15 protein-coding genes and 4 tRNA genes are annotated in these 19,782 nt (G+C 39.7%); 9 read left to right on the plus strand and 10 right to left on the minus strand.

Annotated elements, in window-relative coordinates; translation table 11 throughout:
- Window positions 1–9 precede the first annotated feature (9 nt).
- The 3 genes from minC to minE are packed head-to-tail and all read left to right on the plus strand — an operon-like array spanning window position 10 to window position 2,327.
- A complete protein-coding gene (minC, locus tag FJR04_RS07700; protein ID WP_168493306.1) occupies window positions 10–1,131 on the plus strand; it encodes a septum site-determining protein MinC in 1,122 nt (373 codons plus the stop codon).
- A 46-nt stretch (window positions 1,132–1,177) separates the two neighbouring features.
- Window positions 1,178–1,984 (plus strand): septum site-determining protein MinD, encoded by an 807-nt coding sequence (gene minD / locus FJR04_RS07705; protein ID WP_168493308.1) that lies wholly within the window; start codon window positions 1,178–1,180, stop codon window positions 1,982–1,984.
- Window positions 1,985–2,021: 37 nt separating this feature from the next.
- On the plus strand, window positions 2,022–2,327 hold the full coding sequence (minE, locus tag FJR04_RS07710; protein ID WP_168493310.1) for a cell division topological specificity factor MinE: 306 nt from the start codon (window positions 2,022–2,024) through the stop codon (window positions 2,325–2,327).
- A gap of 87 nt (window positions 2,328–2,414) precedes the next feature.
- Here minE and FJR04_RS07715 read toward each other — a convergent pair whose 3' ends face one another.
- The 4 genes from FJR04_RS07715 to FJR04_RS07730 form a co-directional block, all read right to left on the minus strand.
- Window positions 2,415–3,860: an ATP-dependent DNA helicase RecQ gene (locus tag FJR04_RS07715; protein WP_168493312.1), complete on the minus strand. Its 1,446-nt coding sequence runs from the start codon at window positions 3,858–3,860 to the stop codon at window positions 2,415–2,417.
- A 55-nt stretch (window positions 3,861–3,915) separates the two neighbouring features.
- Window positions 3,916–4,863 (minus strand): isoaspartyl peptidase/L-asparaginase, encoded by a 948-nt coding sequence (locus tag FJR04_RS07720; RefSeq protein ID WP_168493314.1) that lies wholly within the window; start codon window positions 4,861–4,863, stop codon window positions 3,916–3,918.
- 113 nt (window positions 4,864–4,976) lie between these two features.
- Window positions 4,977–5,138, minus strand: a complete 162-nt coding sequence (locus FJR04_RS07725) for a DUF2256 domain-containing protein (RefSeq protein ID WP_168493316.1) — start codon at window positions 5,136–5,138, stop codon at window positions 4,977–4,979.
- Between the two features lie 134 nt (window positions 5,139–5,272).
- A complete protein-coding gene (locus FJR04_RS07730; protein ID WP_168493324.1) occupies window positions 5,273–8,191 on the minus strand; it encodes a GAF domain-containing protein in 2,919 nt (972 codons plus the stop codon).
- 93 nt (window positions 8,192–8,284) lie between these two features.
- Here FJR04_RS07730 and FJR04_RS07735 point away from each other — a divergent pair, with 93 nt between their 5' ends.
- Window positions 8,285–9,424, plus strand: a complete 1,140-nt coding sequence (locus tag FJR04_RS07735; RefSeq protein ID WP_168493326.1) for a quinone-dependent dihydroorotate dehydrogenase — start codon at window positions 8,285–8,287, stop codon at window positions 9,422–9,424.
- Window positions 9,425–9,477: 53 nt separating this feature from the next.
- Here the strand turns inward: FJR04_RS07735 and FJR04_RS07740 are convergent, their stop codons facing one another.
- Together FJR04_RS07740 and FJR04_RS07745 are read right to left on the minus strand one after the other, a co-directional pair.
- The gene (locus tag FJR04_RS07740; protein WP_168493328.1) at window positions 9,478–10,224 is read right to left on the minus strand and encodes a hypothetical protein; all 747 of its coding nucleotides are present in this window, start codon (window positions 10,222–10,224) and stop codon (window positions 9,478–9,480) included.
- Window positions 10,225–10,321: 97 nt separating this feature from the next.
- Window positions 10,322–10,666, minus strand: a complete 345-nt coding sequence (locus FJR04_RS07745; protein WP_168493330.1) for a hypothetical protein — start codon at window positions 10,664–10,666, stop codon at window positions 10,322–10,324.
- Between FJR04_RS07745 and FJR04_RS07750 the strand changes: the two genes are divergently transcribed.
- The 5 genes from FJR04_RS07750 to FJR04_RS07770 all read left to right on the plus strand — a co-directional run bounded on the left by FJR04_RS07750 (window position 10,634) and on the right by FJR04_RS07770 (window position 13,080).
- A tRNA-OTHER gene (locus tag FJR04_RS07750) sits at window positions 10,634–10,759 on the plus strand. The genes FJR04_RS07745 and FJR04_RS07750 overlap by 33 nt on opposite strands.
- Window positions 10,760–10,789: 30 nt before the next feature.
- Window positions 10,790–10,929, plus strand: a tRNA-OTHER gene (locus FJR04_RS07755).
- Between the two features lie 25 nt (window positions 10,930–10,954).
- Window positions 10,955–11,076 (plus strand) — tRNA-OTHER (locus FJR04_RS07760).
- 224 nt (window positions 11,077–11,300) lie between these two features.
- A tRNA-OTHER gene (locus FJR04_RS07765) sits at window positions 11,301–11,426 on the plus strand.
- A 52-nt stretch (window positions 11,427–11,478) separates the two neighbouring features.
- Window positions 11,479–13,080, plus strand: a complete 1,602-nt coding sequence (locus tag FJR04_RS07770; protein ID WP_168493332.1) for a TROVE domain-containing protein — start codon at window positions 11,479–11,481, stop codon at window positions 13,078–13,080.
- 351 nt (window positions 13,081–13,431) lie between these two features.
- Here the strand turns inward: FJR04_RS07770 and cydB are convergent, their stop codons facing one another.
- From cydB to FJR04_RS07790, 4 genes are all read right to left on the minus strand, one after another.
- On the minus strand, window positions 13,432–14,445 hold the full coding sequence (cydB, locus tag FJR04_RS07775; protein WP_168493334.1) for a cytochrome d ubiquinol oxidase subunit II: 1,014 nt from the start codon (window positions 14,443–14,445) through the stop codon (window positions 13,432–13,434).
- 10 nt (window positions 14,446–14,455) lie between these two features.
- Complete coding sequence (locus FJR04_RS07780) at window positions 14,456–15,898, minus strand: cytochrome ubiquinol oxidase subunit I (RefSeq protein WP_168493336.1); 1,443 nt, start codon at window positions 15,896–15,898, stop codon at window positions 14,456–14,458.
- 357 nt (window positions 15,899–16,255) lie between these two features.
- Window positions 16,256–16,504 (minus strand): hypothetical protein, encoded by a 249-nt coding sequence (locus FJR04_RS07785; protein WP_168493338.1) that lies wholly within the window; start codon window positions 16,502–16,504, stop codon window positions 16,256–16,258.
- A gap of 402 nt (window positions 16,505–16,906) precedes the next feature.
- Entirely contained in the window at window positions 16,907–19,447 is a 2,541-nt protein-coding gene (locus FJR04_RS07790) for a TonB-dependent receptor domain-containing protein (protein WP_168493340.1), read from the minus strand.
- Window positions 19,448–19,782: the final 335 nt, after the last annotated feature.

The raw sequence follows: 19,782 nt of genomic DNA on the forward strand, positions 1-19,782 counted from the left end.
TAGTGTTGCATGAATTCTGATGCTGCTAAACCTGATGAGAATCAGGTTGATCAAGAGGTAAATAATTCTAATTCTGGCGAGATAAATACAGATTCTGCTGATTCGGGGAAACCTGATCAGATCAACTCAGAATTTTCTCCGTCAGAGTCAATTTCTCATCAGTTTGATCAAGAGGTAAATAATTCTAACTCTAGCGAGATAAATGCGGATCTTACTGATCATAAAGTAGAATCTAGTTCTGTTATCCCGAATGCAGAGTTAAAATCTGTGCTTGCCTATTTAAAAGATAATTCTAATGCTGAAAATGCAGAATCTAATGTTTCTCAGGATGGGGAATCTAGTTCTGTTTTATCTGATTTACCAAATGCTGATTTAGAATTACAACAGCAGACGGGAGATCATAATATTCAAGTTCAGTTAAAAACTGAGGAGGGACGACTTTTATTAATTCTACCTACAGAATCTCAAATACCGCCATCAGAATTCAGTTGGTGGGATATTTGGCAACAAATGAAACAGCGTCTCAATGCAGGCGATCGCTTACGTAAACCAAATACAGCCCTGCATCTAGTAGCTAAAGATCGGTTGTTAGATAACAGACAACTGCAAGATTTAGCAGAAACCTTAAATACATACCAGCTACAACTAAAATCAGTAGCTACCAGTCGTAGACAAACGGCGATCGCTGCTTGTACTCTGGGTTATTCTGTAGAACAAATCCAACTCCAAACATCCCTCTCTACTGATATCCAATCTGCCCCCACCGCACTAGCAGATGCCCTCTATCTACAAATGACAGTCAGATCAGGTGTAGAAATTCGTCATCCCGGTACGGTAATTATTTTGGGAGATATCAATCCTAGTGGTATTGTAATTGCAGACGGAGATATTCTCGTGTGGGGGCGATTGCGAGGAGTTGCCCATGCTGGTGCGGGGGGTAATCGTGAATCTTTAATTATGGCCTTGCAAATGGAACCAACCCAATTGCGAATCGCTGATGCTGTCGCTAGAGCGCCAGAAAAGTCCCTGACAAACTTCTTTCCGGAAGTTGCACATATTACACCCGAAGGAATTCGCATTGCTAAAGCCGCTGATTTTTCTCGTAACCAATTAATTAGAATTAATCAATAGCTTTAAATATTTTATATTGTTCCCTGAACTCTCATACAGCATTATCATGGCTCGCATTATTGTCATTACCTCCGGTAAAGGGGGAGTGGGTAAAACCACAGTTTCAGCTAATTTGGGTATGGCCTTAGCAAAAATCGGCAAGCAAGTTGCCTTAATTGATGCAGATTTTGGCTTGAGAAATTTAGATTTACTACTAGGGCTAGAAAATCGCATCGTTTATACAGCGGTGGAAGTCTTGGCTAGAGAGTGTCGTTTAGAACAAGCCCTTGTCAAAGACAAGCGACAACCTAATTTGGTACTGCTTCCAGCCGCTCAAAATCGTAATAAAGAAGCGGTGACACCAGATCAAATGAAATTACTGGTAAATGCACTGGCGCAAAAGTATCAGTATGTGATGATTGACTGTCCAGCCGGGATCGAAATGGGGTTTAAAAATGCTACAGCCCCAGCCAAAGAAGCCCTGATTGTCACTACCCCCGAAATTTCCGCAGTCCGCGATGCTGATCGTGTAGTAGGATTGCTGGAAGCACAAGGTGTAAAAAAGATTAACTTAATAGTTAACAGAATTAGACCGGCAATGGTACAGGCAAATGATATGATGTCTGTGCAAGATGTTCAGGAACTTCTCGCCATCCCCATAATTGGAGTGATCCCCGACGATGAGCGGGTGATTGTCTCTACTAATCGTGGTGAACCTTTAGTATTATCAGAAACTCCATCTTTAGCTGCTACAGCTTTTGAAAACATTGCTCGGAGATTGGAAGGCGAAACTGTCGAATTTCTTGAGCTTGACTCATCTAATAAAAGCATCTTCTCCCGCTTAAGAAAGATGTTGTGGTCAAAGATTGTTTAATTCACTTGCCAGTGTTTCTGCCTTACACATACCCGCAATGATTCTTGAAATTTTAGAAAAACTTTTTGTTCGTAGTCCCGATAACAGCCGCAATGACGTTAAACGTCGCCTGCAATTGGTAATCTCCCATGATCGGGCTGACTTAGATCCCCAAACCTTAGAAAAAATGCGTCAGGAAATCCTGGACATTGTTTGTCGCTATGTGGAAATAGAAACCGAGGGTTTGGAGTTTTCCCTAGAAAGCAACCAACGCACAACGGCTTTAATCGCTAATTTACCTATCCGCAGGGTTAAGGAAAATTCAGATGAAACTGAATTAGAAAGTAGTGATACTTTACTTTAGTTTTTTATATTAGGAGTCATACTTTATTTTTTCAGCAAGTCCTAATTATGTTTCGCGCCAAGGAGCAAAGTTTAAATTATAAAATGATTAATGGCGACAATTATCACAATGTCCACAACGCCAATTTACAGTTGGTGTTGCAAACCCAAAGGCATTTAATAAAAACTGCCAACGACATTTTTTAGTAGTTAAATATTCTCTCATTTGTTTAGCCGCTGGCAATTGCGTGGCTGGTGCATTTTTCGGCTGCGAAGAAATAGAATAATGAAAAGGATCAAGCCATTCTAATTGTCCATTACTATGGAGGAGAGAAAGCGCCACAGCAGCATTTGGAAATTCTTTAACTACAGCATTTATTTCACCACGAGGAGGCAAATTTTTGACTAATTGTTGGGCTTTTTGTTGTTGCGATCGCCATTGTTCCTGAAAAAATTGCTGTCTTTGCTTATCCTCCGTATCTAATAACCCCGTTGGTTCACTTACTAAAGTAAGGACATCAGCAGGTTTTCCATCTCTTCCCGCTCGTCCTATTTCTTGCACATATTCAGATAATAAATAAGGCGCATGAAAATGAATTACCCAACGGACATCTGACTTATTTATTCCCATACCAAAAGCGCAAGTACAAACCACAAATGGGATTTTTCCACCTAACCAACTAGCTTCCACATTTCGCCGTTCTCCGGCACTTAATCCGGCATGATAACTAGCTGTATTATAACCCTTTTCTGTTAACCATTGGGTTAAATTTTCACTATCTCGCCGTGTGCGGACATAAATTAATCCAGCTTGATTTGGTCGTGTTTGAATAAAGTTTAATAATTGTTGTTTTCTGCCTTGAGGAGTCCAGGCAATTCGTACTGTAGGATTTAAATTTTCCCGATAGGGATTAATCCGAAAAGTCTCAGGTTGCTGTAATTTTAAAACGGTAGAAATAGTTTGTTGGGCTAAAGGATCGGCAGTTGCCGTAAAAGCCGCTATACTAATCTTTGTTCCCGGTGATTTGGATTTTAGCAACGCCTCACGCACAGTCCCTAATCGCCGATAAGCTGGACGAAAAGTATCACCCCACTGCACTAAACAATGGGCTTCATCCAAAATTAAACCATTAATTTGTAGTTGAGGATCACATAACCTTTTCCAAACTGCTGGACTTAGTAAAGTTTCTGGTGATAAATACAATAATCTCAATTGCTGTTTTTCTAAAGCTTGCAAAGTTGCATTGCGTTGAAATGTCGTTAACTCACTATGTAAAAGTGCTGCTTTTTGCTTTCTTTGAAGTAATTCCTCAACTTGGTTTTCCATTAGTGCTACTAAAGGAGAAACTATTAAAGTCAATCCTGTTTGGAGTAGGGCGGGAAGTTGAAAACAAATTGACTTTCCCCCACCTGTAGGCATAATAATTAGCGCATCTTTTTGTGATATCAAACAGTTAACAATTTCTTTTTGGGGTGGACGAAAATCGTCATATCCCCAAATTGCTTTTAATGCTGTGCGAATATCATGCCAAGATTGTGCTGTTGGAAGATTCATTATCAAATTAACAATTGCTAATTTTAATTGTCAATTGTCAATTGTTAATTGTCAATTACCCCTTCCCAATCAGTTCTTGATCATTCCATTCCAAAGTGTCGCCAATGTTGTCTCCGTTATGGTAAGCAGCTAGTAAAACTTCGCAGGTTTTACCATAGGATATTGCACCAGTAGCATCAAGAGCGATCGCTCCAAAATCTCTTTGATTCTTGCTGGCTTCTGTAAATGATCGCTGCATCGCTTCTGACAAAGACATTCCATCAGTGACACGCACTACTACTTTAGCAGCTAAACACTCATCAATAATATCTTCTCCAATGCCCGTACAACTAACTGCTGCATGACTAGTCGCATAATTACCTGCTGGCATCGCTGAATCACTAACTCGGCCAATTCGCTCAAAACCTTTACCACCAGTGGAAGTACCCGCCGCTAATTTACCATAGCCATCTAAAGCGACGACACCAATAGTTCCCCTCCCAGCATTTTCCGCCATTTCCGGTTCTGCTACTACCCCAGCCATGGTTCTTTTAAAGTTATCCTGGCGTTCTAGTGTCCACTCTTTCAAGCGCAAATCAGTTAAACCATTGTAACTAGGAATTTGCAACTCCCGCGCCAACTCAGCCGCACCATAATCAGACAAAACCCGATCATCCGAATTTTGCAAAAATAGCGCCATTTCAATAGGGTTTTTCACCCGTGACACATTAATTACACCACTGAAGCGCCCAGTTGTCCCATCCATAATGGAAGCACTCATCCGAATTTGTCCATCAGATTGGAGTACAGAACCAGTACCAGCATTAAAGCGGGGTTCATCTTCCAACATTTGACAACCCCGAACTACTGCTTCAGCCGCAGTCGCACCAGTAAGCAAAAGAGCATAAACTTCTTCAACAATTTTAGAAAGAGAGTTGCGTACTGCTATCAATCCGCCTTTACCTTGAAGAGAACTACCAGCCCCCCCATGAATAATTAACTTCGGTTGTATTTGTAATGTCATTTATTTTGTCAGTTGTCAGTTGTCAGTTGTCAGTTGTCAGTTGTCAGTTGTCAGTTGTCAGTTGTCAATTTTCAGTTGTCAATTGTCAGTTGTCAATTATCAATTGTCAATTGTCAATTGTTATTTTTAGCGTTAGAACGGCGACGACGGCAACGTTCTGAGCAATATTTTACTTCATCCCAACAATCTTGCCATTTTTTCCGCCAAGTAAACGGACGTTGACAAACTACACAGATTTTTTCAGGTAAATTAGATTTAGAAAGAGAACGCCCCATAATTAAGGTGCTGTGATTATAGTTTGCAGATTGAGAAAACAGGAGAAATAATTCTTACCAATTACCAATTACCAATTACCAACCCTTCGGCTACGCTCAGGGCAAGTCACCAATCACCAATTACCAATCACCAATTACCCATTTCCCAAAAATGATGAAGTGCTTCCCAATGTACTACCTTCATGATTTTGAGATGCTAAAGGCAACAATAAACGACTAACGACCCTTTTATCTGGTAATTGATATAGCTGTAATTCTCCACCCAATTGTTGCATCATTTTTTTGCAAATCACTAGATGTAAACCAGGTGGTTTACTAACGTGAGAAGTAGAAAATGTATTTGAGAATTGAGCTTGATTAAACTCTGCTAATAACTGTGGTTCAATACTGCCATTATCTGTAATTGAAATTTCTAGCGATTTTTCATCTAAAGGACGACACCAAATATCAACTCTGTCACCAATAGGAGAACGTTGACAAGCTGCAACTAACAATTCATGTAAAACTAATTCTATTTTTACAATGTCGCCAGTTGTAGCTAATGTAGAACCTGTCATAGTTTGTTCTCCAGCTAAGGACGATGTTGGGGATAACTCCCGATTATCATTAGACTGTCCTAAGCCATGTATACCTATCCAAAGTTGTTGCTGTTTAGACAAATTATCAACTCTTTCCACGGCTCGCTTCAATAGGCTAGAAATGGACATAGTTTCCACACTAGTATGCAAATCCCACTGCTCTTGTTTAATCATGCTAGTCATGGAACTAGTTATGTAGTCTAGTTGACGTAACAGCAATTTGTAACGCATTTGCGTTAATTCATTAGCAGGTATTCCTAAATCACGGATTTGTCCAAGTACGAGTGTAGACATTCTATGAATTTCTTCTAGACGACTATGTTTGTACCAATTGAGTTTATGTAAGTTTTCATTATGAGATTCTAGATTTTGAATAATTTGCTGTTGATTTTGCCACCATGCTAATTGATGAATCAGAGTTACTGTGGCATTGATGCTAATTTCTCTCCAGTTTTGTTCTTCATAATCTGCTAAAACTACAATGCTTGTCGGTTGATTTTCAGCACTTGTGCGTAATGCCATCACAAAAACTTTACTATTGTTGGGAATCGTCAACCATTGCCTCGTTTCTGCTGGTAAATCCTCAGCTTTGAGGATTAAATAACTATTATGTGCTATTGCTAACTCTGCTATTACATCCTTCTCTAAAGAAACATGAAAATCTAGAACTACGCCAAATTGATGATTAGAAATTACCCCCGGTAAAATTTTTGCCCAATTCTGACTAGGATTAGAGGAGAGAATAATTGCTAGGGGAACTTCTAAAACAGATGCTATTTGTTTAAGGGCAGCTAATTCCGTTTCGTTTGTGCTGCTTTGAGTGTGAGTGAGAATATTTAAGTATTCTTTAAACCCTTGGGATATTTTTTGTTGATCTTTGGTGTTGTCACGTAGTCGCCAATGGTGAACGACAACACCTATATTTTGACTAAATACCCATAGTAATTCTTTTTCTAGAGTTTTCCAAGATCGGTTGGTTTCGTGGGTAATCAGCAAAAGTAGTTCAGGTGTTTGACCTTGAGCGCAGTTACATATTAACAGCGATCGCACACCATTATCTAATAGCTGCCGTCGCCAATTCAAAAACCGCAAATCTGCCTCAAAGTTTTCAATTTCTAAGGCTTGTTTGGCATTTTGTAAAAGTTGAATATCAATTTCTGTTAGTTCCTTCAGATCAAATGCCCAAAGTCGGCGATGATGTCTTATGCTCTGGAAAATAACTTGATAAATATTTTTAGTGGGATTGTACTGTAACAATACAAATCGCGTCGCAGTCAGCCGTTCTAAAATCCTACCTGCACAAATATGTAAAGCTGAATCTAAACCTTGTTCTTTATAAATTGCTTGAGCGACTTGATTAGTTAATTGAGTATCTTGTTGAATTTGTCTGATTGTTCCTTCAATAATTTCACTAGGAGCAACTAAAGATACTAATCCTGCTGCACCTTGGACAAAATGTTTTTCTTCTTCTAACCAATTTCGCAATTCATGACTTTCTACCGATAAAAAACCTAATAAGTCTTTTTGCCAAATGATAGGCGCTGCTAATATAGATTTAACTCCCAATCGTTGTAATAGTTTACCTTTGACATTGGTTTTTAAAGAACTAGCAGTTTCATTAATCCATACTACTTGGTTAACAGATAAAGCATAATAAACATCGCTCAATTCTTGGACTGTTATGCCGATTGCTCCTGGTTTATGACTGTCTACACTACTAATATTGACAAGATTATTGCTCATCCGACACCAAAAATAATTTCCCTCTCTTTCCAACCAATAAATATTTGTACGACTTGGGGAAATAAATTTATGAGTAGCATCTACTACTGCTTCTAGTCTTTTATTTAGATTATTAGCAGAGCGGACATTTTCTAATAGTTGTAATAATGCTTGAGTTGGCGGATTCTCTGGTTTATTATGTGTATTATTATGGCTATTCTTATACAGTAATATTCCCAACTCACCGATGACTATTAACAGCTTGGCTCTGGCTTCTCCACTCAGCAAATAGCCCCAACGTTGTGAACCTAATAATACTAGTCCTAAACAGTTTTCTTTATAGCGAATTGGTAAAAGAATAGTTCCTTGAATGTTATATCTATTGGCAACTTCCTGCCATTCAGAAGCGCGAGATTCTCCCCGTAAATTAGCTATACCCAAAGGGCATAATTGAGTTACGACTCTCTCTAAGAAATTTCCAGGTTTGATGACAATCGATCTTCTTAAATAACTTGTTTCTCCATCGGGAGTCAATCCCCCTTTTCCATATAAAGTTTTATTGCTCTCATCATAAAGAGCAATCCACAGAAATGGGTAGTCAAACCCTTCTTGAAGATAAGCAATAGTAGTTTTAATCAGAGCATCAACACTATCATCTTCTCTCATGTTCTGGAGAAGTTGCCCCAAGGATAGTATTTGTTGTTCGGCGGCTCTAGGTTTCTTTTGCTGCCCATTCTGATTATCGTTTGACATAAGTTGTAGTAATATGTTTTAAGATGCCTCGCAAACCTTCCTAATGGATTTTGTTCCTGGTATCTGTTAATAATTGGTAGATGTTACCTTAAATTGGATATTTATAAAGCAGTAGTTAGTCATTTTTTATTTACTCTGGTGAAAACCGAACCGGAGTGGGTACACAAACAAACCATTGGTAGTTTAAACTGGCTTGTAAAAAGCAGTTATTATCCTTCTACTAACTGGTTAAACAATCTCCTTCAGCAATATTTGTGTCTCAATGATCCACGATTAGAACAGGTGATATTAGGGCTAAAATTTCCCAATCCCCTGGGCTTGGCTGCCGGATTCGACAAAGATGGAATTGCTGCGAGTATCTGGCATAATTTTGGCTTTGGGTTTGCCGAATTGGGTACTGTCACTTATCATCCCCAACCGGGAAATCCCCCACCCCGTTTATTTCGTTTGCCTTTAGATCAAGCTGCACTTAACAGGATGGGTTTTAATAATTCTGGTGCGATCGCTATGGCGGCAAAATTAACAGACGGCAAAAAACACTTAACTAACCCATTACCGATACCTATAGGAATAAATTTAGGTAAATCCAAGATAACACCCTTGGAACTAGCAGCGCAGGATTATTTAGAGAGTTTTCGATTACTGAAAGATTTGGGTAATTATTTTGTAGTAAATGTTTCTTCGCCCAATACACCAGGATTGCGATCGCTCCAAGATGCAGCCATGCTCAGTCAGATATTAGCTGGATTACAACAAGAAAACACAGCGCAAAAACCCATATTTGTGAAAATAGCCCCCGATTTAGAATGGGAGGCCATATCTGACATTATAGCGATCGCTCAAACCTACCAAATCGCCGGTTTAATCGCCACCAACACCACCATCAGCCGGGAAGGACTTCAAACCCAAATCATTGAACAAACGGGTAAATCCCCCCAAGAAGAAGCCGGAGGAATTAGTGGCAAACCAGTGCGCGATCGCTCCACCGAAGTAATTCGCTTTATATACCAACAAACCCAAGGACAAATGCCCATCATTGGCGTAGGAGGCATCTTTACTGCTGATGATGCTTGGGAAAAAATCACAGCCGGCGCTTGCCTCATTCAAACATACACAGGCTGGATTTACGAAGGACCAATGATGGTACGCCGCATCCTCTCCGGTTTATTAACCAAACTAGAAGAAAACGGACTAACATCCATCAATCAAGCGATCGGCATTGGTAATAGGTAATTGATAACTGACAATTAATAGTTAGTTGTCAATTGTCAATTGTCAATTGTTCCCTATTTCTCAACGGGGAAAAACTCCTTAGACCTCCGAGAATAAGACCAAGCAATACCATCAGGATCACGGCTACGACTCCACTCAGCAAAATCTGGGTCATTGCGTCGTTTATAAACCGTACTCGAATAGACATTGAGCCGTTTAGCTAACTCAGATTGAATCAATGAACCAAAAACTAACTGTTCTTCTAGAGGTTTTTTAACTTCCTCATGGGTAGGTTCAGGTAGAGATTCAGATTCAAGCTCAGATTTAGATTCAGGTTCTGTTTTCTCCTCCTGGGGAATTGAAGGAGGAGGAGCTAAAAATGAACGGGCAACTTTCGTAACTGGTTGAGCCGGAAGTTTTTCTACTGATTCACTACTATCAAGAATATCGCCGAGAATACTGGCAGTAATAAAGTAGTACGATTGATCCTCTGTTTCCGAGTCCAGTACACTAGCACCAAATTCCTTAGCCTTACCATCTAAATAGCGTTTTGCCACCTGTCCCGAAAAATTACCCTTGATTGCCAAATCCATCGGAGTAATTTTTCCCTGGTTTTCCTGAATCAACTGATAAAAAAGCGGGTTAACTTGGTTACACCACTTTTCCCATCTGTATTGTTGCCAAAGATTGAAAACCATTAACAGCAATAAGATTACCAGTAAAATTTTCCAGGTATTCACCAGGAAAACAATCAAAAACGATATCGGCAAAATTAGAACGAGAAAAGCTTTCCCGTAATTTTCTATGGTTTTTTCACTCATGCTGATTTTTTGCTAAGTGAATTTTTACAAAATAATATTTATATCTTGGCAAAAATTTGGACATTTGTTTGTATTTTTTTGGCAAAAATGTCGCCAATTATTTGGCAAAAGCTACTGACATAAGTAAAAAGTGACAGCTTACACCAAAATAAAGAAAAATTTTCCTTACCCTCTTGACAACCAGAAATATACATACTACATTAATACTACAAGCGACATTCCCAAAGGAGTTAGCTTTTACCGTAGCGGATAGCTCAAATACCAGAGCGCCCACCTTGCCTTTTCGAGGGTTATCGTAATCTTCCAAATTAAAATACCCTTGCTTAAAATCCCGGAGATGCAGACCAAATTTCTGCTCCGCTACACCCAAAACGATTTGATATTTTGGATTTGAAATTATTTGTTTATGTGGTGGGTAGCCAAGTGGTAAGGCGCTTAACATCCTTATTCATACCTTGCCTGCAAAGGCCGACGAATTGAGGGTTATCGTTTAAAGAACGAGCATTCGCAGGTTCGACTCCTGCTCCACCACCCAAAATAATTTTAGATTTTTGACTTTTTACGTGCGGGAATAGCTCAGTTGGTAGAGCAGTGAAAGGGGTAAAACCCATATTCCTTGGTTAACAAACTTGCCTGTAAAGGCCGACTTACTGAGGATTATCGTTAATTCATCGGTCGCAGGTTCAACTCCTGCTTCCCGCGCCAAAACTCTAACTTTTGACTTTCCATGTGGTGGGTAGCCAAGCGGTAAGGCATTTCATTTTATATCCTTATTCACAACCTTGCCTGCAAAGGCCGATGAATTGAGGGTTATCGAGACATTCGCAGGTTCAAATCCTGCTCCACCACCCAAAACAATTTTAGATTTTGAATTTTTCTGTAGTGGGTGGCGAAATTGGTAAACGCACCAGAGTAAATCCTTAATTTACTTTCCTTGCCTAAACAGGCCGAAAAGTTGAGGGTTATCGGGTTCTGGTGATGAAAATTTTGCAGGTATGCCTTCGGCACGCTACGCGAACAACTCCTGTCTCACTACACCAAACCTCTATTCAATCTAAAATCCAAAATCCATTATGTGGCAGGTAGTTCAGCGGCCTAGAACACCTAAAACATCCTTTTTCATACCTTGCCTGAAAAGGCCGACGAAAGAGGGTTATCGCCTTCTAAGCGGGAGATCGCAGGTTCAAATCCTGCCCTGCCACCTTCCACTTTGTGGAATCTCAAAATTGCCTGAAAAGGCCGGGAGAAGCAGCCATGAATTATAACTTCTTTACTAAAAACAAAAATACTACACCCCAAAATCAGCCTATTCCTGGAAGGGAAAAAGAGATGATCAAAGGGCGTAGTGGCGGCTATATGTTCGATGCTGGTATTTGGAAAATGCTGCGTCGGTGTCTGTTGATAGGAACAGCAAAAAGCACGTACTACGCTGGTAAACAGGAATTAACAGAAGATTTTGCTAATATTCTCAACCAAGCCGTGGCGGAAAATCCTGGACGGGTAGCCGAAGAAATTCTCTATGCTAGTGATGGCCGCGCCATAAATAACAGTGCGCCAATTCTCGCTTTGGTATTGCTGTCTATGGGTGAAACACCAGAAGCTAAAAAAGCATTTGGTGAAATTTTCCCCCAAGTTGTCCGCACAGGTAGCCATTTTTATGAATGGTTGAATTACACCAAATCTTTGCGGGGTTTCGGTAAAGTTATCCGCGAAGCTGGTAAAACGTGGCTATCACGGGAAGATGTCAAAGGTTTGGCTTATCAACTTTTGAAATATCAACAACGTCAAGGTTTTACTCACCGTGATGCTTTGCGGTTGTTTCACGTCAACCCACCTACAGAAAATCACCGTCAATTATTTGAGTGGGTTGTGAAAGGTTGGGAAGAGTTACCCGCAGATATACCCTCAGATGCTTTAGCGCAGATTTGGTGGTATGAATGGCTCAAGCGTAACCCTAGCGAAACTCATACCGCTATTTCTCAAGGACGCTTAACCCATGAAATGGCTGCACCTGTGGGTAACATGGATAAGCAAGCTTGGAATTTGCTCTTTCAAGAAATGCCTATAGGGGCAATGTTACGGAATTTAGGTTCTTTGACTCAATTAGAGGTTTTGCGGGCTGATGAAGGCGCAAATTTGCAGCGTGTGGAAGCAGTTCTTAATAACCGTGAACATTTGAGAAAAGGTCGAATTCATCCCATTGATGTTTTAAAAGCTCTCAAAACCTATCAATCTGGAGGAAGTTTAGGACGCAGTAAGAAGACTTGGAAACCAGTTTCCCGCATTGTGGATATTTTGGAAAAAGCGGTCGAACTGTCTTTTGAGGTGGTAGAACCGACTGGTAAAGTCTTTATGCACGCTGTAGATATTTCTGGTTCTATGGGTAGCTTGGTTGCAGATATGGGTTTAAGTTGCTGTGAAATCGCCACAACAATGGCGTTAGTAACAGCAAAAGCTGAAAAAAACTATGCAATTCGCGGTTTTTCAACTCAGTTTAAAGATTTGGATATTACTGCGAAGGATAGTTTTAGTTCTGCGGTTCGCAAAGCTAGTAACCAAAACTTTGGCGGAACTGATGCGAGTGTAGCTTATGACTGGATGATCAAGAATAAGTTTAAGGCTGATGTTGTCTGCTTTTGGACTGACTCGGAAAGCTGGGCGGGTAATAAACATCCTAGTCAAGCTTTGCAGGAATACCGGAAAAAGATCAATCCTCATGTTAAGGCTGTTTATGTGACTTTAACTCCTTACCGTATTTCTTTGGTAGATCCAAAAGATCCTTTATCTTGGGATTTGGCGGGGTTTGATCCGAGTATTCCGCGCATTATCCAAATGTTAGCTAATGACGATTTGTAAAGTTGTGCTGTATATTGTTTGATAAGGGATAAATACAACTTTATCCCTGATCTTTCCTGGCGGGTTTCCCTTGTTCGTAACTTGCCTTTTTAGGCCGATGAATTTAGGGTTATCATTGGTTAAAGTCTCCACCATTTTCGGGGATGAGTGGGTTCGATCCCCACACCCGCCATTTAGTCTTAATCCTGTACATCCTTAAATCCTGGAAATTATCTCGACTCCGCTCAACTACCGCGGAGTCGAAACTCGATAACCACCTGATTCTGACAATTTCTCTAACTAATACTAAAAGAAAAATCAAGATAGTAGTAGCTGACACTGAATCTAACAGATTTCTTATTTGATATGAATTTATTGTCCCTCTTCAGTGATGACCACCTTACCTCGAAAGACAAAGTAATTGTAGATGTTGTAAAACAACATAATTGGAATCAAAAACCCAATGAACGTAATCATAAAAACCATTGAAGTAGCAGAAGAAGCTGCTTGATAAATGGTAATAGTGGGGGGAATAATGTAGGGAAAAGCAATAAATCCTAAACCAATAAATGTCAGCAAAAAGATTAAAGCTGTATAGACAAATGAGGCAACTTCCTGTTTATGGTTTAGGCTTTGTAGCAGCAACCAAACCAACAACACACCCAACAAAGGAATCAGGGCAAAAATATAAACTTCTGGTTGATGAAACAACCTGGCTCTAGCATTTTCATAGACAATTGGTGTCGTTATGGTAATTAAACTTGCCCCGATGAAAGTTGTCCAAGCGGCTAATTTGGCAGTGCTAAAATGAGTTTCCTGTAATTTACCTTCGGTTTTCAGAATTAGGTAAGTTGAACCAATCAATACATAACCTTGTACAAGTGTCAATGCTGTTAATAATGATTGCCAACTTAACCAATCCCATATCCCACCAATAAAATGCCCAGCCGCATCAACTTTGATTCCTGCTAATACACCACCCAAAGCAAATCCTTGAAATAAAGCAGCAATAAAACTGCCGATTCCAAAGGCAAAATTCCAGAAACTTTTATTATCAGAATGTTCTCGAAATTCAAAAGCAACAGCCCGCAAAATTAACCCTACAACCATCACCATCAGAGGCAGATAAAGCGCACTTAAAATTGTTCCATAAGCTAAAGGAAAAGCTCCAAATAATGCCCCTGCCATCAAAACTAACCAGGTTTCGTTAGCATCCCAAACGTTGCCTAAACTGGTCATTAATAAACTACGGCGTTTCTCATCAGAAGAAGTCAAAGAGAGGATACCAACGCCTAAATCAAAGCCATCTAAAAGCACGTAAAGAAACAGAAATAACCCCAGAATTACAAACCAAACTTGTGGTAAAAAGTGCAGTAAAGCTTCCATGTAATTGTTCCTATTGCGGTGTTTCCAAAGGACGACTATCGGGAATATGACTCACAGATTCAGTAGCAATTACTGTTTTGATCTCACTTCCTGGTATTGGTAAAGTTAAATCTGGTCCCTTGCGAATAATGCGGCTACCAAAAAACATGGCTGAGACAAATAAAACACTGTAAAGAAGGGCAATAACTGTGAGTGAAAATAATACTTCACCGGGTGGTAAATGAGAAGCTGCATCAGTAGTACGAATTTGTCCATATACTGTCCAAGGTTGTCTTCCTACACAGCGCACAATCCAGCCTGATTCAATCGCCAGATAGCCTAAAGGTGCAGCTAAAATCCAAGCTCGTAATAACCATTTTTGTTGAGTTATGTTGTTATTGCTCAATTTACCTCTGAGCCATTGAATAATACTCCACAGCATTAATCCAACTAAGAAAAAGCCAATTCCTACCATTAAACGGAAAGAATAAAATATCAAAGGAATCATTGGGGGACGATCTTCTGGTTTCCATTCTTTGAGTCCCAATACAGGTTGAGACAGTTGAGGTTTGAGTTCTAAAATGTAACTTAAACCATTAGGAACAGAAATTTCCCAATCATTTTTTTCGGCTTTTCTATTAGGAATTGCTAATATATTCCATTTGGCAGATTCACCAGCAGGTACAGTTTCCCATTGGGCTTCAATTGCTGCTAGTTTGGTGGGTTGATATTGATAAACTTGATCGCCACTAGCGTGACCAATTAACACTTGTAAAGGAGCGACAAAAATGGCGATCGCTAAAACTATTTTAAATGATTTGCTGAAAAATTCTTGCTGGCGATTATTGAGAATATACCAAGCACTAATGCCGCCAATCACAAATAAAGAAGTCTCCAAAGTTGCTAAGAACATATGGAGAACACTATTCACCATGAAGGGATTTAAAATTGCCTGAAAATAGTCATTGACAATAAACTTCCCATTCACCATTTCTCCACCACTAGGAGTCTGAAACCATGAATTAGCAACCAAAATCCAGAATGTGGAAAGATTCGCCCCAAAAGCCACGAGAATAGTTGCTAAGTAATGAATTACGGGAGGAACTCGCTCCCAACCAAACATCATAATTCCCAGAAAAGAAGCCTCTAACATAAATGCCATTGAGCCTTCAAATCCCAGAATACTACCTAAGAAATCTCCTACCGCTTCTGATAATGGGGCCCAGTTAGTTCCAAACTGAAAACCCATTGGTAAACCTGATGCAACACCAATTCCAAAGTTGAGTAAATACAGTTTTGACCAAAAACGAGCATGATGATAATAAGTAGGGTTTTTGGTTTTTAACCATAGTCCTTCAACAACAATTAGGTAGATAGACATACCTGTAGTTAGCACAGGCCAGATCATGTGGAAAATCGCTGTAAATGCAAATTGCATCCGCGATAACGCCACGGTATTAGATAAAATTTCCATACTCTTGGAGGGAGTTATACAAAGAGGATAAATACGTAATCAGAATATACAGTAATATTTGTTTACATGGTATTACTTCCAAAAGTTTTAATCTTTGTAAGGTTTGACAATAGGTCGTTTGATACTTTTTTCATTTTTTCGTAATTACGTTCGCCCTGGCGACTAGAAGTCGCGCCTACACAGGCAAAACCCACCTCCGTGGGTTTCAAACCCTTGATTTTTTGTTAGTCCACGCAGGTGGTCACTGAGCTTGTCGAAGTGTGGAGTTGGCTTGTGTAGTAGTGAATTATATTCGCCCAAAACTTTTCAAACATCCTCTTAAACTAACCTAAAGCCCAGTCACTTTTGTGTTGATAATTAAGAAGCAAAGGAATTTAATATCCCCGTCACTGCATCAATAAATTTTTCTCCCCAAATACTTGATAGCAAACCAGATAATAGAATCAGGAATAATGCAATAACTAGATGAAATAAATTCAAATCATCTATAGACGATAATGAAATAGGAATAGTTACCACCAAGACACCAAATGCAGTACCTCCAAGAAATCTGTAAATAACTTTAGCAGTGGAACATTGCTTAATATCAGTATTTTCTGAAGTCATAAAAGTTTCCTGAGAAATCGTAAACAACAGAATATTTAGCGACTACCAATAATTATTACATAAAGTTGACTTCCCCCTTACGTCCAATGGCTGCACCCCATTATTAGCGTTTTCCAGTCTAATGAAGTACAAAATTATCTGCGTTTATCTGCGTCCATCTGCGTTTAATTATTACTGCTTGTACCTCACTTGAATGGGAATTGCTATAGAATTGATTGGATAACTATAGCACTATAGTAATACAACCTAAATTATTGCGGTGCGATCGCTGCGGGATTTTGATTTTTACAGCAATTTTCGGCATTGCATAATGGTGGTATAAGTTTTGTTTCGGTGTTAGCGATCGCGTAACGCACCAAATTCTTGATCATAGTGCATTACCGATTTTATACTATTTATAAATCAAAAACTCGCCTTTATTTGCACACCGTACATTGCCGGATCACCAAATCCTGCGGTTACATTAGGCGGTGGGAAAAAGAAACCAGAGTTAATATAACGAGTGTCAAACAAATTGTTAGCAAATAAATAAATACCGTACTTTTTCCACTCATAACCAATCCTAGCATTCACTAATACAAAAGGATCTTGTTTAATCTCATTCGCATCATCAAAATAATTTGTGCCATAACCGCGCAATTCTCCACGGGCAAAAATACCCCCTGCACTGCGATATTGAATCGCTAAATTGTAAGTCAATTCTGGTGCAAGAGGAACACGATTATTACTATAATTTATGCCTGTAAATGGATTGGTGTAGTTTTGAAATTTGCTATCTACATAACCCACACCAGCAATTAAATCTAGCCCCTTGACAGGTTGGGCTTTTAGTTCAAACTCTAATCCAGTGATATCCACATCAGCGTTGGCAATATCGCGGAAAAATCCATCATTATCGGTTAGCAAAACTTGATAGTCATTCACATTAGTCCGAAACACCGATAAATTTGCAGTCAAGCGGTTATCCAGCCATGAAGACTTTAAACCCGCTTCATAAGTCCAAGATTTTTCTTCTCGATATTGACGGGTTGCGTCGTCGTCAGCGCGGTAATTGAGTCCGCTGGGGCGATAGCCTTGGGCAATTGTCCCGTAAGCCATTAAATTTGGCGTAATTTGATACTGCAACCCAAAACGAGGAATTAAGGCACTACTACTTATTTCTGCACCTTTTAATTCAGCACTCAATGGGATAACTCCACCACCAGGCGTTTCCAAGACACGACGACGGCTAAGGGTGCTATCCGCAGTTTCATAACGCAAACCAGCAAATAAAGTTAAGGGTTCAATAGGTTTGTAGTCTAATTGACCGAATACTGCATAAGTTTGGCGAGATTGTTCTGCTGAAACACGATTACGTCCCTCTGGTAAACCAAATATGGCGGCGGCTGTTGCTGTTCGTTCTATAGTATCATTAACAACATTAAAATCACGCCCTTCATAATATCCACCAAGTAACCAGCGCAAACGGTCTGCACTTTCAGGGGACTGAAAACGTAACTCCTGTGACCAAACGGTGGAATTAATATCTATAATCTGCCTGAGTAGATCAAGTTCAGCAAAGTTATCTCCCAGGAAATTGGATTGATTGGTAAAACGCCGGGCTGTAATTGACGTAGCCCGAAATTTAGCACCATCATAGCCGATTTTCAAGGCTTGGGTATTACTGCTTAACCGCGCAAAACCATCCACACTTTGATCGATCTGAAATGGATCAGGGGCATTACGGAGATTATAGGTAGGGTTGCCACCATCGCTATCACTAGCATAGGTATTGAAAGACACGCTCCATTCTGGTGTGGGTGTCCAAAGAATTTGCGCCCGTCCTGCTACTTTTGATACTTCGCCAACGGTGCGATTCAGTGTCGTATTATCAATAAATCCATCCCGTGCGTTGTATGCACCAGCTAGTCGAAATGATAGCTGATCAGGAATTACCGCATCGCTGAGGGAAAGTTGCAATTCACGGCTGTTGTAGCTGCCATAACTAGCTGAAACTCCAAATTCCGGCTTTTGAGTCGGTTGACGAGAAATCACGTTCACTACCCCAGCCGGACTGCTTCTCCCGTAGAGGGTACTTTGGGGACCGCGTAGGACTTCGACTCGTTCCAAATCAATCAAGCCCAGGTCTAAAAAGCCACCGTAATCAAAAGGGACATCATCAATATAGAAAGCTACAGTATCTTGGTTGGTAAAAGCATTGAAATTACTTAAACCCCGCATACTATAGTAATTGTATTCAGCACTACCGGATGAAGAGGAAGAAAAGGTAAAGTTGGGTGTGTTGTTGGCGATACCAGAGAAAGAACTAACTTGACCGTCTTCGAGTTGCTGACGTGGAATTACTGTCAGACTAAGTGGTATATCCTGAGCGTCTTCTGTCCGCTTTTGGGCTGTGACGGTTATTTCTATATCTGGTTCTGATGTAGCGGCAGATATATTTAAAGTTAAACCGCCGTTATTTGCACCTATCTGTAGTGTTGGTGCGTCTTCAATTCCAGTTACTAAAACTCGGACTTGGTTATTTTCTTGTTGTGTAACCGTAATTGCCGCAATTCCCGCTGCTGGATTTTTTGTTGTAAACTCTTTTTGATCTGGTAAAGCTAGTACCGCATTTGGTATATCTGCAATTAAAACATTACCATCAATTAAACTTTCTGGTGCGGATAATTCTCCAATTGGGGTTTCTAAAACAACTTCCAAACCGGCTTCTGTTTCTTGCAGTCGTACACCAGTTATTTGCAAAACTTGAGATGTTTGAGATTCCTGTGCTAACCAATCTTTAATACTTGTTTTCGGACGTTCAACATCATTTAGTCGCGGAATATCTGTAATAACTCCACTGGGAACAGTTTCTGCATTTGCTTTTTGAGTTATCAACAAACAAATCGTACTTGCCACACTTATAAACACACACTGTTTTAATTTCAAAGCTACCCCCCACATTCCACGAAAAAATAACTAGAGATATTACGTCCCAAGTCTCCAGGTAGGATTATTTACTTTACCGAGTCAGTTTGTCAAAAGACAAGCCGTCAAATAAGATGTTTACCTAGCATGGACTATAGTTAAAGCCGAACTTACCCCAGAGTTAGACAGAAAAACCAACTACTAACAACAATACAATTCAACATTTATGGAACAGAGTAAAAGTATTATTGCTAACAAAATAACTGACAATTAAGATATTTGATATACCAAAAATTATAATTAATCTATTTATTTTTACTCTGACAAATTGTCTTTTGACGAAATCATAAAAAAAGTCATAAATAGAAATA

The organism is Anabaena sp. UHCC 0204, from assembly GCF_009711975.1.
Taxonomy (GTDB): domain Bacteria; phylum Cyanobacteriota; class Cyanobacteriia; order Cyanobacteriales; family Nostocaceae; genus Dolichospermum.

Coding starts and splice junctions, on each gene's coding strand:
- cydB (WP_168493334.1), bottom strand. CDS start 14,445: ATGGAAGCTTTACTGCACTTTTTACCACAAGTTTGGTTTGTAATTCTG.
- FJR04_RS07740 (WP_168493328.1), bottom strand. CDS start 10,224: ATGAGTGAAAAAACCATAGAAAATTACGGGAAAGCTTTTCTCGTTCTA.
- FJR04_RS07785 (WP_168493338.1), bottom strand. CDS start 16,504: ATGACTTCAGAAAATACTGATATTAAGCAATGTTCCACTGCTAAAGTT.
- FJR04_RS07770 (WP_168493332.1), top strand. CDS start 11,479: ATGAATTATAACTTCTTTACTAAAAACAAAAATACTACACCCCAAAAT.
- minE (WP_168493310.1), top strand. CDS start 2,022: ATGATTCTTGAAATTTTAGAAAAACTTTTTGTTCGTAGTCCCGATAAC.
- FJR04_RS07720 (WP_168493314.1), bottom strand. CDS start 4,863: ATGACATTACAAATACAACCGAAGTTAATTATTCATGGGGGGGCTGGT.
- minD (WP_168493308.1), top strand. CDS start 1,178: ATGGCTCGCATTATTGTCATTACCTCCGGTAAAGGGGGAGTGGGTAAA.
- FJR04_RS07780 (WP_168493336.1), bottom strand. CDS start 15,898: ATGGAAATTTTATCTAATACCGTGGCGTTATCGCGGATGCAATTTGCA.
- FJR04_RS07745 (WP_168493330.1), bottom strand. CDS start 10,666: ATGTTAAGCGCCTTACCACTTGGCTACCCACCACATAAACAAATAATT.
- minC (WP_168493306.1), top strand. CDS start 10: ATGAATTCTGATGCTGCTAAACCTGATGAGAATCAGGTTGATCAAGAG.
- FJR04_RS07790 (WP_168493340.1), bottom strand. CDS start 19,447: ATGTGGGGGGTAGCTTTGAAATTAAAACAGTGTGTGTTTATAAGTGTG.
- FJR04_RS07715 (WP_168493312.1), bottom strand. CDS start 3,860: ATGAATCTTCCAACAGCACAATCTTGGCATGATATTCGCACAGCATTA.
- FJR04_RS07730 (WP_168493324.1), bottom strand. CDS start 8,191: ATGTCAAACGATAATCAGAATGGGCAGCAAAAGAAACCTAGAGCCGCC.
- FJR04_RS07725 (WP_168493316.1), bottom strand. CDS start 5,138: ATGGGGCGTTCTCTTTCTAAATCTAATTTACCTGAAAAAATCTGTGTA.